This is a genomic window from Parasaccharibacter sp. TMW2.1882 (assembly GCF_023337635.1).
Lineage (GTDB): Bacteria > Pseudomonadota > Alphaproteobacteria > Acetobacterales > Acetobacteraceae > Bombella > Bombella apis.
The window spans coordinates 122,580-140,407 of record NZ_NWUT01000001.1 but is presented as its reverse complement, the minus strand read 5'-3'; the positions used below and the strand labels follow the sequence as shown (position 1 = coordinate 140,407).

At 59.5% G+C, this 17,828-nt stretch carries 13 protein-coding genes and 1 tRNA gene; 1 reads left to right on the top strand and 13 read right to left on the bottom strand.

Features of this window, described 5'->3' with window-relative positions:
- Positions 1-28: 28 nt before the first annotated feature.
- The gene (locus CO583_RS00680; RefSeq protein WP_248630516.1) at positions 29-925 is read left to right on the top strand and encodes a hypothetical protein; all 897 of its coding nucleotides are present in this window, start codon (positions 29-31) and stop codon (positions 923-925) included.
- Between the two features lie 39 nt (positions 926-964).
- On the opposite strand, the gene dnaE is transcribed toward CO583_RS00680, so the two are convergent.
- The 13 genes from dnaE to tig all read right to left on the bottom strand — a co-directional run bounded on the left by dnaE (position 965) and on the right by tig (position 17,809).
- Positions 965-4,393, bottom strand: coding sequence for a DNA polymerase III subunit alpha (gene dnaE, locus CO583_RS00675; RefSeq protein ID WP_086431448.1), 3,429 nt, complete (start codon positions 4,391-4,393; stop codon positions 965-967).
- A 47-nt stretch (positions 4,394-4,440) separates the two neighbouring features.
- Entirely contained in the window at positions 4,441-5,139 is a 699-nt protein-coding gene (locus CO583_RS00670; protein WP_043559924.1) for an ABC transporter ATP-binding protein, read from the bottom strand.
- Positions 5,132-6,379 (bottom strand): lipoprotein-releasing ABC transporter permease subunit, encoded by a 1,248-nt coding sequence (locus CO583_RS00665; protein ID WP_248630517.1) that lies wholly within the window; start codon positions 6,377-6,379, stop codon positions 5,132-5,134. The genes CO583_RS00670 and CO583_RS00665 overlap by 8 nt, the downstream gene beginning before the upstream one ends.
- A 2-nt stretch (positions 6,380-6,381) precedes the next feature.
- Positions 6,382-7,698, bottom strand: coding sequence for a proline--tRNA ligase (proS, locus tag CO583_RS00660; RefSeq protein ID WP_103765578.1), 1,317 nt, complete (start codon positions 7,696-7,698; stop codon positions 6,382-6,384).
- 12 nt (positions 7,699-7,710) lie between these two features.
- Complete coding sequence (locus CO583_RS00655; RefSeq protein ID WP_043559916.1) at positions 7,711-9,369, bottom strand: ribonuclease J; 1,659 nt, start codon at positions 9,367-9,369, stop codon at positions 7,711-7,713.
- 18 nt (positions 9,370-9,387) lie between these two features.
- Entirely contained in the window at positions 9,388-10,221 is an 834-nt protein-coding gene (locus tag CO583_RS00650; RefSeq protein WP_043559914.1) for a type III pantothenate kinase, read from the bottom strand.
- Between the two features lie 10 nt (positions 10,222-10,231).
- Positions 10,232-10,981, bottom strand: coding sequence for a biotin--[acetyl-CoA-carboxylase] ligase (locus CO583_RS00645; RefSeq protein WP_248630518.1), 750 nt, complete (start codon positions 10,979-10,981; stop codon positions 10,232-10,234).
- 20 nt (positions 10,982-11,001) lie between these two features.
- Positions 11,002-11,076: transfer RNA gene (locus tag CO583_RS00640), tRNA-Val, on the bottom strand.
- A gap of 92 nt (positions 11,077-11,168) precedes the next feature.
- Positions 11,169-11,456: an HU family DNA-binding protein gene (locus CO583_RS00635; protein WP_043559910.1), complete on the bottom strand. Its 288-nt coding sequence runs from the start codon at positions 11,454-11,456 to the stop codon at positions 11,169-11,171.
- 126 nt (positions 11,457-11,582) lie between these two features.
- Positions 11,583-14,186, bottom strand: a complete 2,604-nt coding sequence (lon, locus tag CO583_RS00630) for an endopeptidase La (RefSeq protein WP_192848254.1) — start codon at positions 14,184-14,186, stop codon at positions 11,583-11,585.
- 171 nt (positions 14,187-14,357) lie between these two features.
- Positions 14,358-15,620 carry an ATP-dependent Clp protease ATP-binding subunit ClpX gene (gene clpX, locus CO583_RS00625; protein ID WP_043559908.1) on the bottom strand — a complete coding sequence of 421 codons (1,263 nt, stop codon included), beginning with the start codon at positions 15,618-15,620 and terminating at the stop codon, positions 14,358-14,360.
- Positions 15,621-15,689: 69 nt separating this feature from the next.
- The gene (locus CO583_RS00620) at positions 15,690-16,331 is read right to left on the bottom strand and encodes an ATP-dependent Clp protease proteolytic subunit (RefSeq protein ID WP_043559905.1); all 642 of its coding nucleotides are present in this window, start codon (positions 16,329-16,331) and stop codon (positions 15,690-15,692) included.
- A 149-nt stretch (positions 16,332-16,480) separates the two neighbouring features.
- Entirely contained in the window at positions 16,481-17,809 is a 1,329-nt protein-coding gene (tig, locus tag CO583_RS00615; RefSeq protein WP_248630520.1) for a trigger factor, read from the bottom strand.
- Positions 17,810-17,828 lie beyond the last annotated feature (19 nt).

Genomic DNA, 17,828 nt, shown 5'->3' with positions numbered 1-17,828 from the left:
CCCGGACTCCGCCACTCTCAAAAACATCATGCGACATCATCCTGCCCGTCCTTTCCGCACGCTGGCCGCTGCAGCCAGCCTCTCCCTGCTGGCATTGAGCAGCCAGTCCCTCCTGCCCACGGCAGCGGCCGATACGCTGCCGCACCTTTCGGCGGACTGTTTTACCTACTCTCCCGGCCAGGTCATCAGGACCGGCCATGGCGTAACCATCCAGGGCATGAAAGCCGAGCTGACAGGCACGCAGCACCGCATCTCGGTCGTCTCCGCCACGGCTGTTGATCATAAGCAGAAAATGGATGAGGCCGCCCTGACCCGCCTCAATGCGGCGGTCGCCTATGCTGCCCTGACAGCCTATCACCGTGGCATGACGGATGTCTGCTCCACACAGCCTCTGCCCGAAGTGGAAGAGGTGAAAAACACCCTGCCGGAACTGCACTGGAGCGGCATCACCATGACCCGGCCAGACCGGGTCTCCACCGCCAGCTCGGCACATGTGAATGTCCTCAGCACCACACCGACCATTCATGTCGTGTTTGATGCCAGTGGTCTTCATTCCCCCGGCGCCATCCTGCTGCCACCGACCCTGTCTGGCGATGTCAGCTTCACACCAGCAGCCCAGCCCCCCTATCATCTGACCATCAACAGGTTCCAGACCGTCATCAACGGCAGCGATGTGACTGGAACGGGCACGGTCGTGGCAGGTGAAGGAACAAAAAACCTCAAGGCGGATGTTCACCTTTCCATTGGGCGGATCGGCGAAATGATCGATCGGGTCAACAGGGTAGCCCCGACAGAACTCAAAGCCGCCCTGCTCATTGCCCGCTTCATGAGCGCCAGAGAGCCCGACCACCATGTTGGCTGGCACATCGTCGTGAAGAATGGCACCGTCAAGGTCAATGGTGTCGAACTTCCCGTCCCCTTCTGATGCCACAGCGCCCCGCCCTGACAGGCGGGGCTTTCTGTTTCAGGCCTGTTCCAGCTTTCTGATTCCTTCCAGTGTGTGCATCTGCTCCGCCAGACGGGGTGTGACACGATAGAAACCCGGCAGCCTGATCTCAATCGCCTGCGTCTCCTCAAGAGTAGGCAACAGCACGACACGCCCCCGCCCGCCCCTGACCTCTGCCAGCATGTCATGAAGGGGGGCCAGAGCTGCCTCATCATCAATCCAGATACGCAGCTCTCCCTGCTCATTGGCTGCGGCTGTTTCCAGGTCCTGCACGCTATTGGCCGTGATACGCAGGGCATCTCCATCCAATTTCAGCTCCGCCTGCACCAGGACAGCCTGCCCAGCCACAAGCATGTCCCGGCAACTCTGCAATGTTTCCGAAAATAACGTGACTTCGCAGCCACCGCTGGCATCCGTCAGGGTGACCCATGCCATCTTCTTGCCGGTCTTGGTGGGACGCTCCTTCTTGTCCACCACACAGCCCGCAATGGAAACACGTGATACACCCTGATGCGCCCTGCTCTCCAGCTGGAGAGCAGGCGTGATCCCCAGTCGGCGCAGCACCTGCCTGTAAGCATCCAGCGGATGGGCACTCATATGGAACCCGATTACCCCGGCCTCATGAGAGAGACGCTCAAAATCCGGCCAGGGACGGACCTTCTTCAACCGCAGGACCTCCCGCAGGCTGCTATCGACACCCCCACCGAACAGACCGGCCTGTCCCACTTCCTTCTCCTGCGCCCGGGACTGCGCCCGCCGCAGGATGATCTCCGCACTGGCAAACACGGTGTGACGGTCTGGCTCCAGACTGTCGAACGCACCTGCCTTGGCCAGACTCTCCATCTGTATCTTGTTGATGTGCCGGGAATCACACCGTTCGGCAAAATCGGTGAGATCGCAGAACGGCTTTTCTCCACGGTCCTGCACCAGCCCTTCCATAGCCACGAAACCAACCCGCTTGACCGCTGCCAGGGCGTAACGGATGCCCAGCTGCCCGTCCTCCATCCTCTCGATGGAAAAATCGGCCTGGGATTTATTGATGTCCACCGGCAGGACAGGGATCCCCATGCGTCTGGCTTCCTGGCAGAGAGCCGCCAGCTTTTCCGTCTTTTCCCGTGCCAGAGACATGCAGCCTGCCAGGAAGGGAACAGGATGGTTCGCCTTCATCCAGGCCGTCTGATAGGACACGAAGGCATAAGCGGCAGCATGAGACTTGTTGAAGCCATAATTGGCGAATTTGGCCATGAGGTCGAACACCTCTTCGGCTTTCTCGGCAGGGATGCCCCTCTTCGTAGCCCCTTCGCAGAAAATGGCCCGCTGTTTCTCCATCTCCGAGGCGATCTTCTTGCCCATGGCCCGCCGCAGCAGGTCGGCCCCGCCAAGGCTGTAGCCCGCCATCTTCTGGGCAATCTGCATCACCTGTTCCTGATAGACCATGATGCCGTAGGTCTCTTCCAGAATCGGGCGGATTTCCTCGTGAGGCGGCTCCCACGGTGCCCCATGCTTGCGGCGGCAATATTCAGGAATGTTTTCCATCGGGCCGGGGCGGTAGAGCGACACGCCGGCAATCAGGTCTTCCAGACGGCTGGCAGCCATCTGCTTGAGCATGTCCCTCATGCCCGCCCCTTCGAACTGGAACACACCCGCCGTGTCTCCCCGGGCCATCATCTCGAAGGTTTTCTTGTCATCCAGCGGAATATGAGAGAGGTCCACCTCTTCCCCCAGCTCCCGCAGGAAATCGACCCCCCGCTTGAGAATGGTCAGGGTCGTCAGCCCCAGAAAGTCGAACTTGACCAGCCCGGCCTGCTCCACAAACTTCATGTTGTACTGGGTGACCAGCATCTCACTTCGTGGATCGCGGTAGAGAGGCACAAGCTCCACAAGATCACGGTCCCCGATCACCACACCGGCCGCATGGGTCGAGGCGTGGCGGTACAATCCCTCCAGCTGAAGGGCGATCTCCAGCAGGCGGCGGATCATCTCATCCGTGTCCCGCATCTCCTGAAGCCGGGGTTCTTCCTCAATGGCCTGGGCCAGTGGTGTCGGTTTGGCCGGATTGTTGGGAATCAGCTCCGCCACACGGTTGACCATGCCATAAGGCAGACCCAGCACACGCCCTACGTCCCGCACGGCCGCCTTGGCCTGGAGTTTCCCGAAGGTGATGATCTGCGCCACACGCTCGTGGCCATATTCATTCCGCACGTAGCGGATGACCTCATCCCGCCGGTCCTGACAGAAATCGATATCAAAGTCCGGCATGGATACACGTTCGGGATTCAGGAACCGCTCGAAAAGCAGCCCGAACGGAATGGGATCAATATCCGTGATGGTCAGCGCATAGGCTACCAGTGATCCAGCACCGGACCCACGCCCCGGACCCACCGGAATGTCATGCGCCTTGGCCCACTGGATGAAGTCCGCCACGATGAGGAAGTAACCGGGGAAGCCCATATCGGCTATGATTTTCAGCTCGGTCTCCAGCCGCTCCTCGTACTCGGCCCGACGGTTCTCCCCATCCTTCATGACAGCCAGACGTTTCTCCAGCCCTTCCTGCGCCATGGCCCGCAGGGTTTCCTCTTCCGTGCTGCCTTCACGAACTTTCGGACAGACAGGCAGGAGCGGCTTGCGGGTATTCACCGCCACGGCACAGTGACGGGCGATCACCAGCGTATTGTCGCAGGCCTCCGGCAGGTCATGGAAGAGCTTCCGCATTTCATCCGGAGTCTTGAACCATGCCTGACGGGAAACACGCCAGCGGTCTTCCTCCGCCATGGTACGCCCCTGGGCGATGCAGAGCAGCGCATCGTGCGCCTCATGCAGTTCCGGTCGGGGAAAGAAACATTCATTGGTCGCCACAAGCGGGAGGTCCAGCTCATCGGCCAGAGCGATCAGCTGCGGCTCCGTGATCTCCTCACCAGCTTCATCCAGCCGGTTGATCTCGACGGCCACATACCCCCCAAAGGCCTCCCTGAGACGCTCGAGCATCTGCTTCGCCGCAGCCCTCTGCTCCCCCAGCAGGAGCCGGTTGATCGGCCCCCGGTTGCCACCCGTCAACAGGAACAGCCCACCGGCACGGCTGCACAGCACGTCCAGCGGCATGGACGGGTCTGCCGAATCCCCATTCAGGAAGCCCTGCGTGGAAAGATACTGAAGATTCTCCAGCCCTTCTTCCGTCCGGGCCAGAACGACCAGCGGTTCCGCCGGAACGCCGGGCCTGCCCGAAGCTGACGGCAGGGCCAGCTGGCACCCGATGATGGGCTGCACACCGGCCTTGCGACAGCTCTGGGAAAATTCCAGCCCGCCAAACATGTTGCCGCTGTCCGTCAGGGCGACGGCGGGCATGGCATTCTTTTTGGCCAGCTCCACAAGCTCGGAGACACGAATCGCCCCCTGGCTGAGGGAATAGGCGGAGTGATTACGGAGATGGACAAAGCTGGCATAGGACATGCCGCCCATTTACCACGCCCCCGCACCGGGGCGGAACAGAAAACGCCCTACCCCTGAAAAGGAACGATCCGCCCTTCATCCAGCGTGACGGTACGGTCCATCGCCGCCGCCAGAGCCTCATTATGGGTGGCGATCAAAGCCGCCACACCCTCTTCCCGCACCACACGCATCAGCTCGGCGAAGACGAGATCGGCGGTTTTCGTATCCAGATTGCCCGTCGGCTCATCAGCCAGCAGCAGGCTGGGCCGGTTCGCCAGCGCACGGGCGATGGCCGTACGCTGCTGCTCCCCACCGGACATGCGTCCCGGCAGAGCCTCCAGCCGATGGGACAGCCCAAAACGGACCAGCAGGTCTTCTGCCCGCTTCCGGGCCTCGGCAGGTTTCACGCCTGCCGCAAGCTGGGGCAGCATGACATTCTCCACGGCCGTGAATTCCCGCAGCAGATGATGGAACTGATACACGAAGCCGATTTCATCCCGCCGCAAGGCCGTCCGTCCCGCCTCGCCCAGTCTGGATGTGGCCTTCTCCCTGATAAGAACCTCTCCCCTGTCGGGGCGTTCCAGAAGGCCAGCCAGATGCAGCAGCGTGGACTTGCCCGTGCCGCTCGGGGCCACGAGGGCAACCAGCTCACCACTTTTCAGGGAAAGATCAGCCTCCCGGAGAATGTGCAGTTCTTCATCCCCGGAACGGAAGGACCGCCCCAGCTTCTCAAGCGTCAGAACCGTGGTCTGTTTCGTGTCACTCATGACGCAGGGCCTCCACCGGGTCGGTCTTCGCCGCACGCCATGAGGGATACAGCGTGGCCAGCAGGGACAGGGCCAGCGACAGCACGGCGACTTCCACAACCTGCGACCAGACCAGACGGGCCGGCAGCCGGGCCAGGAAATAGACCTCAGGATTGAACAGGTCCGTGCCCGTCAGGGATTCCAGAACGTGACGGATCCGCTCGATGTTCAGGGCGAAGCAGATGCCCAGCCCCGTCCCCACCACGGTCCCCACGACGCCAACAGACGCTCCGCACATGAGGAAAATGCGCATCACGCTGCCCCGGCTGGCTCCGAAAGTCCGCAGGACGGCGATGTCCCGTGTCTTGTCCTTGACCATCATGATGAGCGAGGAGATCACGTTGAAGGCCGCCACCAGAATGATGAGCGTAAGGATGAGGAACATCACGTTCTGTTCTACCGTCACGGCATCCAGAAAACCGTTGGCACTCTGTGTCCAGTCCAGCACCTGAAGACGGGGATCATTCAAGGCCTCCGTGATCTGGCGGCTGACCGGCCTGACATTCAGCGGGTCGGAGGTGCTGACCTGCATCAGCGAGACCCCGTCTCCCATCATCAGGAATTTCTGGGAGGCTGCCAGCGGCATGAGAATGATGTTGCTGTTGTAATCATTCCAGTTGGCATCAAAGACCAGGGCCACGTGCAGTTTCCGCACCCGTGGCATCGTGCCGAATGGCGTGGCCTGCCCGTTGGGCGAGAGAATGGTCAGCGACGAACCGACATGCAGCCCGGCCCGCTCGGCCAGCGTGACCCCCACGGCAACGGCGGAATCCCCTTGGAAGTCATCCAGACTGCCTTCCATGATTCCATCGCTGAGAGCCTTCCAGTTCCGCAGGTCCTCCTGTGCCAGCCCTTCCAGCATCGCCCCGGTGGAATAACGCCCCGCCTCCGCAAGGACCGTGCCTTGCGTCATGGGCAGGACCTGCGTCACGCTGGGCACCCTGCGGATCAATGCGGCATCATCCTTGTAGTCCCGGATGACCTGCCCATAGGCATAGACATTCAGGTCTCCATGCAGGCCGAGAATCCGGCCCATGAGGTCGGCCTTGAAGCCGTTCATCACGGCCATGACGATGATGAGCGTCGCCACCCCCAGAGAGATGCCGACAAGGGAGAACAGCGCAATGACCGACGCAAAACGCTCCCCCTTGCGGGCCCTCAGATAACGCAGGGCAACCGTTCGCTCAAACCGCCCGAACATGCTCAGCCAAGCCCCAGTTTCGCCAGAGCTTCATCAAGAGGCAGTTCACTGCGTTCGCCGGAGGCACGGTGCTTCAGCTCCACCATGCCCGCCTTGGCCCCACGGGGACCGACGATGATCTGCCACGGATGACCCATCAGGTCGGCATCATTGAATTTCACCCCGGCACGGTCGGACCGGTCATCATAGAGCAGCCCTTCCGGGTCACGGCTATAGATGGATTCACAGAGCTGGTCACACAGTTCGTCACCGGGGCGGAGGTTGAGCAGAACTGCCCGATAGGGAGCCACCTCTTCCGGCCAGATGATCCCGGCCTCATCATGAGACGCCTCGATGATGGCCCCGACCAGACGGGACACCCCGATGCCATAGGACCCCATGTGCGGATGCAGGGGCGCACCATCGGCACCGCTCACTTCCACACCCATGGATTCGGTATATTTCGTGCCGAAATAGAAGATGTGGCCAACCTCGATGCCCCGGCCACCACGACGGCGGTCTTCCGGCACAGCCTCCCAAGCGGAAAGGTCATGTTTTTCATCCGTGGCGGAATAGGTCGTCTTCACGATCTCACGGAGTTTCTGAAGGTCTTCCTCCTTCTGCGGGTCCAGGCCGATGCTGTCCCAGTCAATCTCGTCCCAGCCAGCATCATAGAAGACCTCACTCTCCCCTGTCGGAGCAAGAACGAGGAACTCATGGCTCAGCTCGCCACCAATCGGCCCCGTATCGGCCGCCATCGGCACGGCCTGCACACCAAGACGGCGGAAAATCTTCAGGTAGGACAGCATAATGCGATAATAGCTGCTCACCGCATCCTCATAGGACAGGTCGAAACTGTAACCGTCCTTCATGTAGAACTCACGGCCACGCATCACGCCGAAGCGGGGGCGGACCTCGTCCCTGAACTTCCACTGGATGTGGTAGAGCATCTTCGGCAGCTCACGGTAGGATTTCACCGTGCTGCCGAAAAGGTCCGTCACCATTTCCTCATTGGTCGGGCCGTAAAGCATCTCACGCCCGTGCCGGTCCTCAAGACGCAGCATCTCCGGTCCGTACGCATCATAACGGCCGGAACGCCGCCACAGATCGGCGGACTGAACGGTCGGCATCAGGATTTCCTGTCCGCCAATCCGGTCCTGCTCCTGCCGCACGATGGTGGCGATGTTCCGCAGGACACGCAGCCCGGCGGGCAGCCATGTATAGATGCCCGAGGATGTCTGCCGCACAAGCCCCGCCCGCAGCATCAGCCGGTGTGAGGCAATCTGCGCCTCGGCGGGGACTTCTTTCAGAGTAGGCTGGAATGCCTGACTTAACCGCATGTTCTTTTTCCCTCAGACGCGCAGGAGATGGACATCAACCAGCGGACGCTTCCGCAGCTTGCGGCCGAGTGCCCGCCGCAGGGCTGTGCGTGCCACATCCCGGAAGGCCTGATCGTCCTGACGGAATTCATCAGGAATCTCATCAATGGCATAGGCGAATTCTTCACGGATGCGAGTGCTTTCAGGGTCATCCCGCTCCAGAAGACCTGGTGCACTGATGCGTGGTTCGCCAATGACATAGCCCTCATCATCCACGGCAAAGCTGGCCAGCACCACGCCATTGAAAAGCATCCGGCGACGGGCCGCCAGCACACCGCCCGTCATGGGCAGAAGGCGGTCACCATCCAGAGCTAGAAGGCCCGTCGGAGCCGTATCGACCACCTCGACCGGCCCCGGCCCCAGATTGAGGATGTCACCATCCTCCAGCAGCACGGCCTCAGCACCGGCCTCACGGGCCAAAGCCCCGTGGGCTGTCAGATGGCGCCATTCCCCATGGGTGGGAATGCTGTAACGGGGGCGAACAAGGCTGTAGAGATGGCGGATATCCCCACCCGTTGCATGGCCGGATGTATGCACCATGCCATCCTTGTCCGTCAGCACGGTCACGCCACGGCGTGTCAGATTGTCCTGCACCGTCATGACGGCCTGCTCATTCCCCGGAATGACACGGGAGCTGTAAATCACCGTGTCCCCTTCCCCCAGGGAAATGGTGGAATGGGTATCACAGGCGATACGAGACAGGGCGGAGCGGGCCTCACCCTGGCTCCCCGTAATGATCATCAGCAGGTTTTCATCAGGAACATCCTTGATGTCATATTCCGTCAGGAAAGGCGGCAGATCGGCAAAGTAGCCACATTCCCGGGCGGCGGCCTCCAGATTGCGCAGGGAGCGTCCCACCACCATCACCTCACGGCCAGAAGCGAGCGCAGCCTTGGCGATGCTCTCCACACGGGCCACGTTGCTGGCGAAGCACGTCACGGCCACACGTCCTTCCAGCCCGGCGATCATTTCCGTCAGGCCGACACGGACATCCGCCTCAGACTGGGACCGCCCCTCCTTCATGACATTGGTGCTGTCACCCACCATGGCCAGCACGCCTTCATCACCCAATGCACGGAAGGCATCCTCGTCCGTCACGGGGCCGACAAGCGGAGTCGGGTCCAGCTTCCAGTCCCCGGTATGAATGACAATGCCATACGGACTGCGAATGGCGACGGACTGGGCTTCCACAATGGAGTGGGTTACCGGGATGAACTGGAGATCGAACGGCCCGACCTCAAACCGGGAACCCGGCATGATGATGTGGATGACGACCTGGTTCTGAAGGTTCGCCTCGCTCAGCTTGCGCCGCAGCACGGCTGCCGTGAACGGCGTGGCGTAGACAGGACAGCGCATCTGCCGCCAGAGGTGGGCTACAGCCCCCACATGGTCCTCATGGGCGTGGGTAATGACCAGCCCGTGCAGACTGTCTTTCCGTTCTGCGATGAAGGTCGGATCGGACATCAGCACGTCGGCTTCCGGCGTATCATTGCCGGAGAAGCCGATGCCACAATCGATGGCCAGCCAGTGTTCCTCACCATTTTCGCGCAGGCGGTAGAGATTGAAATTCATGCCGATCTCGCCCGTCCCTCCCAAGGGAAGGAAGGCAAAATCACTCTTCTGGTCTGTCATAAACGCATCAGTTCCTGTTCAAGAATTATCAGGGTGCCCGAAGGCGGTATGGGCCTGTTGCCCGGAAAAATCGGTGATGAAACGGTCCCTGTTCTGCCCGGCCAGGAGGCGCAGTCCCTCCAGCGTCAGGTCGGGTGCCACTTCATCAAATAACGTTGTCCCCTCGGAGAAGAGCGGAGCCAGACCGCCCGTCGCCACAACCCGGGGACGTCCATCCATCTCACCGGCAATGCGGTGAACAATCCCTTCGACCAGACCTACATACCCCCAGAAGAGGCCTGATCGCATCGCAACACTTGTGCTGCGGCCTATTGCTTCCACCGGCCGGCCAACACTGACACGGGGCAGACGGGCCGCTGCCTGATGCAGGGCATCCATCGAGAGATTGACCCCCGGTGCAATCGCTCCACCGCAATAGCGGCCCCGAGCATCGACAACATCGAAGGTTGTCGCCGTACCAAAATCCACAACCACCAGCGGGCCCCCGCCGTAAAGCTGCCGGGCGGCAAGGCCGTTCAGCAGGCGGTCAGCCCCAAGCTCTGCCGGCGTATCCACCAGCACATCCATGTTCCAGTCCAGCTCATGATTGGCCACAAGAGGCTCCACATGCAGCCAGCTACGGCACAGGCGCCGCAGATCATACAACGCAGCCGGAACCACCGTCCCGATAATGGCCTGCGTTACACAATCCGGACCCAGACCTGCCCGTTCCATCAAGGCCAGCAGCCAGACGGCATATTCATCCGCCGTTCTGCGATCATCCGTCGAGATGCGCCAGCGTCCTACCCATGCTTCGCCATCATGAACGGCAAAAACCACATTTGTATTGCCAGCATCAATGACGAGCAGCACATCCCCTCCCTTACTCACAGATCACATCACCCGTCACAACCGAGGTCATGCCACCATCGTCCAGTGCGAGCAGAAGATGTCCCTGCGCATCAAGCCCGGCGAATTGTCCTGCTACTTCCCTACCATGTCTTCGAAGGATCAGTCGAGTACCCAGAGGATGAGCACGCTCCATCCAGCTCTCCCAGATCACACCGTTGCCCTCACGCTGCCAGCGTTCCATCCATCCATCGAACGCTCGCACGATGGCCTGGGCGCAGGCCTGGGCATCCGGCGGAGAGCAGACCTCGGAAAGGGCTGCGAGTGTCCGGCCTTCCATGATCGGAGCCTGCCGCAGATTGGCCCCCATGCCTATGACCGCCCAACAGGGCAGCCCCTTTGCCCCGGCTGCCAAAAAACCGGTTTCAATCAGAATACCTGCCATTTTCCGGCCTGAAAGCAGAAGATCGTTCGGCCATTTCAGCCATAGCGAGGCTGAAGCCTCCCCCGACAGATCCGCTGCGGCCACGAGCCCATCACGAAGGGCCAGAGCCACCATATAGGGCAGAACCGCCCGCATGGCCTGATTTTCGGAAAAACGGAAAAGAAAGGAAAATGCCAGATTTCCCTCGCCACTCTGCCAGCTACGCCCCCGGCTTCCCCGGGCTGCGCTCTGTCGCTCTGCCACAACGGCCAGCCTGTTTTCTTCGCCGGCTTCAGCCCGTTTCCGACAGAGATCGGAAGTGGATGCCAGCGTTTCATGATATTCGAAACGCCAGGTCATAAAAAAACTTGAATGTAAGATGGTGGGCAATGACGGGATCGAACCGCCGACCCTCTCGGTGTAAACGAGACGCTCTACCGCTGAGCTAATTGCCCGCCCCGGTTTATAGGCAAAAGCCTCACGGAGCGCAACGGGGAATTCTCATTTTTTTTCAGAAAATTATCTTCCCCGTTTCCACGATGCCAGCTTACTTGCTGACGGCATCCTTCAGGCCCTTGCCCGGCTTGAAACGCACGGACGTGGAAGCCGGAATGTCGATCTCTTCACCCGTACGCGGGTTGCGGCCCTTGGCAGCCTTGCGGGTGGCTGTCACGAAGCTGCCAAAGCCTACCAGGCGAACTTCCTGCCCCTTGGCCAGGGTCTTCTCGATGGTGCCGAACACGGCATCCACGACATCACCAGCCTTCGCCTTGGGAAGATCAGCGGCCTCGGCAACGGAAGCAATGAGTTCCTGCTTGTTCAGAGGTTTCTCCATGGTAAGCCTTTCAACGTTTGGTGAGACAGCCTCGCAAAGAGGCCAGAATCACATATTGCGATTTACACCTGCACTATGAAGCGGTTTTCGTCCGCGTCAACAGCCTGAAGCCAAGAATACCCTTACTTAATGTTGAATTGAGCGAGAAATTCCTTCCCCGTTCACTTTCTTGGCACTCCTGCCCGCCATCTGCCCCGCTGCCAAAGCCTTCGGCGGCTCTGTCAAGGCAATATTCAGCACTTCATCCATATGCTGGACGGGAATGATCTGTAACCCTTCTTTCACATTTTCAGGAATCTCAGCCAGGTCCTTGACATTCATTTCCGGGATGAGAACCGTCTTGATGCCAGCCCGCAGAGCTGCGAGCAGCTTCTCCTTCAACCCACCAATCTCCAGAACACGGCCACGCAGGGTCACCTCCCCCGTCATGGCAACATCATGCCGGACCGGGATGCGTGTCAGCACACTGACGAGAGACGTGGTCAGCGCTGAGCCCGCAGAAGGGCCATCCTTCGGCACGGCCCCCTCTGGCAGGTGCACGTGAATGTCCGTTTTCTCAAGCACGGCCGGGTCGATACCGAATGTCTCGGCACGGGACTTCACATAGGAGAAAGCCGCAGACACGCTCTCCTTCATCACATCACCAAGCTTGCCGGTATGACGGATCGTGCCCTTGCCCGGCATGGTCAGGCTCTCGATGGTCAGTATCTCTCCGCCAACCTGTGTCCAGGCCAGGCCCGTCACGATACCGATCTGATCCTCCTGATCAGCCTCACCATGACGGTAACGTGGGACACCGGCATAAACCTCCAGCGTCTCTGGCGTCACCTCGATCTTTTTCACCTTGCCAGACAGAATCTCACGCACGGCCTTACGCGCCAGACGGGCGATCATCCTCTCCAGACTGCGCACCCCGGCTTCCCGTGTATAAGACCGGATAAGCGCCAAAAGAGCCTCATCTGTCACGTGCCATTCACCAGGCTTCAGATTATGCTCTTTCGCCTGCTTGGCCAGCAGATGCCTCTTGGCGATCTCCAGCTTCTCCTGTTCCGTATATCCAGAAAGGCGGATGATCTCCATGCGGTCCAGCAACGGCTGGGGCATGTCGAGAGAATTGGCCGTGGCGATGAACATGATGTCAGAAAGATCATATTCCACCTCGAGGTAATGGTCCCCGAACGTGTTGTTCTGTTCCGGGTCCAGCACCTCCAGCAGGGCGGAAGACGGATCCCCCCGCCAGTCCGACCCCAGCTTGTCCACCTCATCCAGCAGGAAGAGTGGATTGCTCACCCCGGCCTTCTTGATACCCTGGACAATCTTGCCCGGCATGGCACCGATATAGGTCCGTCTGTGACCACGTATCTCGGATTCATCCTTCATCCCCCCAAGGGAAATGCGGACATATTTCCGCCCTGTCGCCCTGGCGATGGACCGCGCCAGAGAGGTCTTGCCAACACCCGGAGGGCCAACCAGACAGAGGATCGGCCCCTTCAGCTTCTTCGCACGGCTCTGGACGGCCAGATACTCGAGGACACGTTCCTTGATCTTCTCCAACCCATAGTGATCAGCCTCAAGAACGTCTTCCGCCTTCTGGAGGGATTTTGCCAGTTTGGAGCGTTTCTTCCATGGCAGGCTGACCAGCCAGTCCAGATAACTGCGGACCACTGTGCCCTCGGCAGACATGGGGCTCATGCTCCGCAGCTTTTTCAGCTCGCCACGGGCCTTCTCCCTAGCTTCCTGGCTTAGCCCCTGCGTTTCGATCTTCTCTTCGATCTCGGCAAGTTCGTCACGGCCATCCTCGCCTTCACCCAGTTCTTTCTGAATGGCCTTCATCTGCTCATTCAGATAATACTCCCGCTGGGTTTTCTCCATCTGCTTCTTCACACGGCTGCGGATACGCTTCTCCACCTGAAGAACGTCTATTTCCGCTTCCATCCCCGCAAAGACACGCTCCAGCCTCTCCTCCACGGAGAGGGTTTCCAGCAGCTCCTGCCGTTCCGGAATCCGCAGGTTGAGGTGGCTGGCAATCGTATCCGCCAGACGGGACGGATCCTCCAGATGGCTGACCGAGGCCAGTACCTCCGGCGCCACCTTCTTGTTCAGCCGGGCATAATCCTCAAACCGTTTTACGGCAGAACGGGCCAGAGCTTCACGTTCCCCACCACGGGCACCCAGCTCATCAGGAAGGTCTTCCACAGAGCTCTGAAAATAGCCATCCTGCTCCTTCAGGCCAACAAGACGGACGCGGCGCAGCCCTTCCACCAGAACCTTCACCGTTCCATCGGGCAATTTCAGAAGCTGGAGGACGCTGGCAACCGTCCCGATGCGGAACACATCATCAACAGTCGGCTCATCTTTGCCCACATCTTTCTGGGACACGAGAATGATCTCACGGACATCCTCCGGCATCTGCTCCAGAGCATGGATTGATTTCTCACGTCCCACAAAGAGTGGAACAATCATGTGTGGGAAGACGACAATATTCCGCAGGGGCAGCACCGGCATGACAGGCGCTTCCTTCCGGGGCGACTGAGCGGCCACTGTAGCCTTGCCGCTTTCAGCCTTGGAGGACGCAGCCTTCCTGCGAGGAACCGCAGAAGCCTTGGCCTCTCCATCTTTACGGGTAGCAGACGTGGAAGCCGTACGCCGCGTCCGGGCGACGCTACCCTTGTCGGCATCCTTGGCAGCAGTCTTGCGGCGGGCTGTCTTTGGTTTCTTTTCGTCACTCATGCTTCAGGATCTCCATAACGGACGATCAAACCCCCGCCGCCCTGAAAAAGTGGCACGGCAAGGGGCTCTTTCATTCTGTATCTCTATGTGGGGTATCAAGGCACAAGGGACAATACCCCTGGCGCTGCGAAGCGCTGGCAGATGATGGAAATCTGCCAGCGTCCGCCTCTTTCAGTCCGCCTGTTTTTCTTCCTCAGCCTGCTGGCCGTGAACATAGACAGGCTCTGCACGGCCTTCCGCCACATCCCGGGTGACGACAACCTTGTCGACATTCTTCCGGCCTGGAAGGTCAAACATCGTTTCCATCAGGATTTTTTCCATGATGGAACGCAGACCCCGGGCCCCGGTCTGCCGCTCGATGGCACGGGCAGCAATCCCCTTGATGGCCTCTTCCTCAAACTCCAGCTCCACCCCTTCCATCTGGAAGAGACGCTGATACTGCTTGACCAGAGCATTTTTCGGCTCTGTCAGAATCTGGACGAGAGCGGCCTCATCAAGGTCATTCAGCGTGGCGATGACCGGCAGACGACCAATGAATTCCGGAATCAGGCCGTATTTCATGAGGTCTTCCGGCTCGATATCCTTGAGGATATCTCCCAGCTTGCGGTCATCCTCGGAGCGCACATCCGCCCCAAAACCAATGCCACTGCCCTTGCCACGGGCACTGATGACCTTGTCCAGCCCGGCAAAGGCCCCGCCACAGATGAAGAGCATGTTGGTCGTATCGACCTGCACGAACTCCTGCTGCGGATGCTTGCGCCCTCCCTGCGGAGGAACGGAGGCCACCGTACCTTCCATCAGCTTCAGCAGAGCCTGCTGCACGCCTTCACCAGAGACATCCCGGGTGATGGACGGATTCTCCGCCTTGCGGGAAATCTTGTCGATCTCATCAATATAGACAATGCCACGCTGGGCACGTTCAACATTATAGTCACAGGCCTGAAGCAGCTTGAGGATGATGTTCTCAACATCCTCTCCCACATAGCCAGCTTCTGTCAGTGTCGTGGCATCGGCCATGGTGAAGGGAACGTCCAGAATGCGGGCCAGTGTCTGGGCCAGCAGGGTCTTCCCCGTTCCCGTTGGACCGATCAGCATGATGTTGGCCTTGCCGATCTCGACATCACCAGCCTTTTCGGACTGCTCCAGCCGCTTGTAATGATTATGCACCGCCACCGAAAGCACCTTCTTGGCTTCACTCTGGCCAATGACATAATCATTGAGTATCTGGCAGATTTCCCGTGGAGTTGGCACCCCTTCACCACTGGTCACAGGGCCTGTGTTCCGCTCCTCACGGATGATGTCCGTGCACAGTTCAACACATTCATTACAGATGAATACGGTTGGCCCGGCAATGAGTTTCTTCACCTCATGCTGGGATTTCCCACAGAATGAACAATAAAGCGTATTCTTTGAATCGCTATCTTTTCCGCTCATTACAGCTCCTCAAACCCGTATGGGAGACGGGTATGTTCAGACCCCTGAATGCCCTGTTCAACAATCAGATCAGGCCCTTTTCTTCTCCGCGGGATGACGTGTCACAACCTCATCCACCAGCCCGAACTCCTTGGCCTCCGCAGCAGAGAGATAACGGTCACGCTCCAGCGCCTCCTCGATTTCCTCCAGCGCACGCCCTGTATGCTCACGGTAGATCTCATTCAGCCGGCGACGGATATGCAGGATTTCACGGGCCTGAATTTCGATGTCCGACGCCTGCCCCTGCGCTCCACCGGAAGGCTGGTGGACCATGACACGGGCATTGGGCAGGCAGAAACGGCGGCCCGCCTCACCGGCAGCCAACAGCAGTGACCCCATGGACGCTGCCTGACCGATACAGACCGTGCTGACCGGTGAACGGATATACTGCATGGTGTCGTACATCGCCAGACCGGCAGAGACGACCCCACCAGGGCTGTTGATATAGAAAGAAATTTCCTTGGTCGGGCTGACACTCTCAAGATAGAGCAGCTGCGCACAGATCAGAGACGAGACCTGGTCATAGACCGGGCCTGTCAGAAAAATGATACGCTCCTGCAAAAGCCGGGAATAGATGTCGAAAGAGCGCTCACCCCTTGAGGTCTGCTCCACCACCATTGGAACAAGAGTGTTATTGAACACGTCCAGAGGATTACGGTCTTCAATGCCCATAGGTATTTTCCTTTACAACTCCCCCTAGCCTAGCACACCCTCTTTGCCCGTGTCTTCGCACAGAATGGACTAATATCAGAGGAATCTTCCTGCCAAGAGCAAAAAAAAGGGGCAGCGGCTGCTGCCCCTTCCTTCCTCAGATGCAGCAATCAGTCAGCATCCGGAATGTTGGCCAGTTCCTCTGCCGTCACTTCCTTGTCGGTCACTTCAGCCAGCTCGATCAGATAATCGACGACCTTATCCTCAAGGATTGGCCCGCGCAGGTTATCGATGGCCTGAGGATTCTTCGTAAAGAACTCGAACACGGCCTGCTCCTGCCCCGGGTACCGGCGAGCCTCCTGCTGCATGGCAGAGAGCAGCTCTTCCTGCGAGACCTGGATGTCCTGCTTGCGGCCAAGCTCGGCCAGAAGCAGACCCAGCTTCACACGGCGCTCGGCAATCCTGCGATAGTCGGCCCGCAGGGTTTCCTCATCCTTGGCAGCATCCTTCTCATCAAGGCTGCCATTCTTGCGCTCAGCCTCGATACGGCTCCAGATCTGGCCAAACTCGGCATCCACCATGCTCTGCGGTGCCTCAAAGTCAACCTTCTCGGACAGGATGTCCAGCAGGTCCCGCTTGATGCGCATACGGGAAAGCTGCTTGTACTCGCCCTCTGCCTGCTCGGCAATCAGCTTGCGCATCTGCTCGACGCCCTCCAGCCCCAGAGACTTGGCAAACTCATCATCAATCGTCGGATCGACCGGCTTCTTCAGCGCATTGGCCTTGATCTCGAATGTAGCTTCCTGACCGGCGAGCTCCTTGGCCTGGTAATTCTCCGGGAAGGTCACCGTGATCGTGCGTTCCTCACCCGGCTTCATGCCTTCCATCTGCTCGGCAAAACCGGGGATGAAACCAGCACCGCCAATCTCGACATTGACATCCTCGGCCGTGCCACCATCAAACGGCACGCCATCCTTCTTGCCAACGAAATTGACGTTCAGCACATCACCCTTGCCAGCCGGACGGTTCTCATCCACCGTCTCGAACTTGCGGTTGCGCTGGGCAACCTCGGCCAGAGCCTTGTCCACAACCTCATCAGCAACCTTGGCACTGTAGCGGGTCAGCTTCGTGCCTGCCATGTCCGGGGTCGGGATTTCCGGCAGGATTTCCATCTCCAGCGTGAATTCGAAGGGCTTGCCCTCAGTTCCACCAGAAACGATCTCAACCTTCGGCTGCATGGCCGGGCGGATGTCACGCTCTTCCAGCAGGGACTTCACGCTCTCCTGCACCAGCTTTTCCGTCACTTCCGCCTGGACGGATTCACCAAAGCGCTGCTTGACGACGGAGGCCGGAACCTTGCCCGGGCGGAAGCCGGGAAGCTTCACATCACAAGCCACTTCAGCCAGACGGGCATCGCAACGGCCCTGCAGGTCAGCAGCGGGAATAACTACGGTGAAGGACCGCTTCAGGCCTTCGGTGAGTGTGGGCGTAACCTGCATGAAACCGCTATTCCTTCTC

Coding starts and splice junctions, on each gene's coding strand:
- CO583_RS00680 (WP_248630516.1), top strand. CDS start 29: ATGCGACATCATCCTGCCCGTCCTTTCCGCACGCTGGCCGCTGCAGCC.
- dnaE (WP_086431448.1), bottom strand. CDS start 4,393: ATGTCCTATGCCAGCTTTGTCCATCTCCGTAATCACTCCGCCTATTCC.
- CO583_RS00670 (WP_043559924.1), bottom strand. CDS start 5,139: ATGAGTGACACGAAACAGACCACGGTTCTGACGCTTGAGAAGCTGGGG.
- CO583_RS00665 (WP_248630517.1), bottom strand. CDS start 6,379: ATGTTCGGGCGGTTTGAGCGAACGGTTGCCCTGCGTTATCTGAGGGCC.
- proS (WP_103765578.1), bottom strand. CDS start 7,698: ATGCGGTTAAGTCAGGCATTCCAGCCTACTCTGAAAGAAGTCCCCGCC.
- CO583_RS00655 (WP_043559916.1), bottom strand. CDS start 9,369: ATGACAGACCAGAAGAGTGATTTTGCCTTCCTTCCCTTGGGAGGGACG.
- CO583_RS00645 (WP_248630518.1), bottom strand. CDS start 10,981: ATGACCTGGCGTTTCGAATATCATGAAACGCTGGCATCCACTTCCGAT.
- CO583_RS00635 (WP_043559910.1), bottom strand. CDS start 11,456: ATGGAGAAACCTCTGAACAAGCAGGAACTCATTGCTTCCGTTGCCGAG.
- lon (WP_192848254.1), bottom strand. CDS start 14,186: ATGAGTGACGAAAAGAAACCAAAGACAGCCCGCCGCAAGACTGCTGCC.
- clpX (WP_043559908.1), bottom strand. CDS start 15,620: ATGAGCGGAAAAGATAGCGATTCAAAGAATACGCTTTATTGTTCATTC.
- CO583_RS00620 (WP_043559905.1), bottom strand. CDS start 16,331: ATGGGCATTGAAGACCGTAATCCTCTGGACGTGTTCAATAACACTCTT.
- tig (WP_248630520.1), bottom strand. CDS start 17,809: ATGCAGGTTACGCCCACACTCACCGAAGGCCTGAAGCGGTCCTTCACC.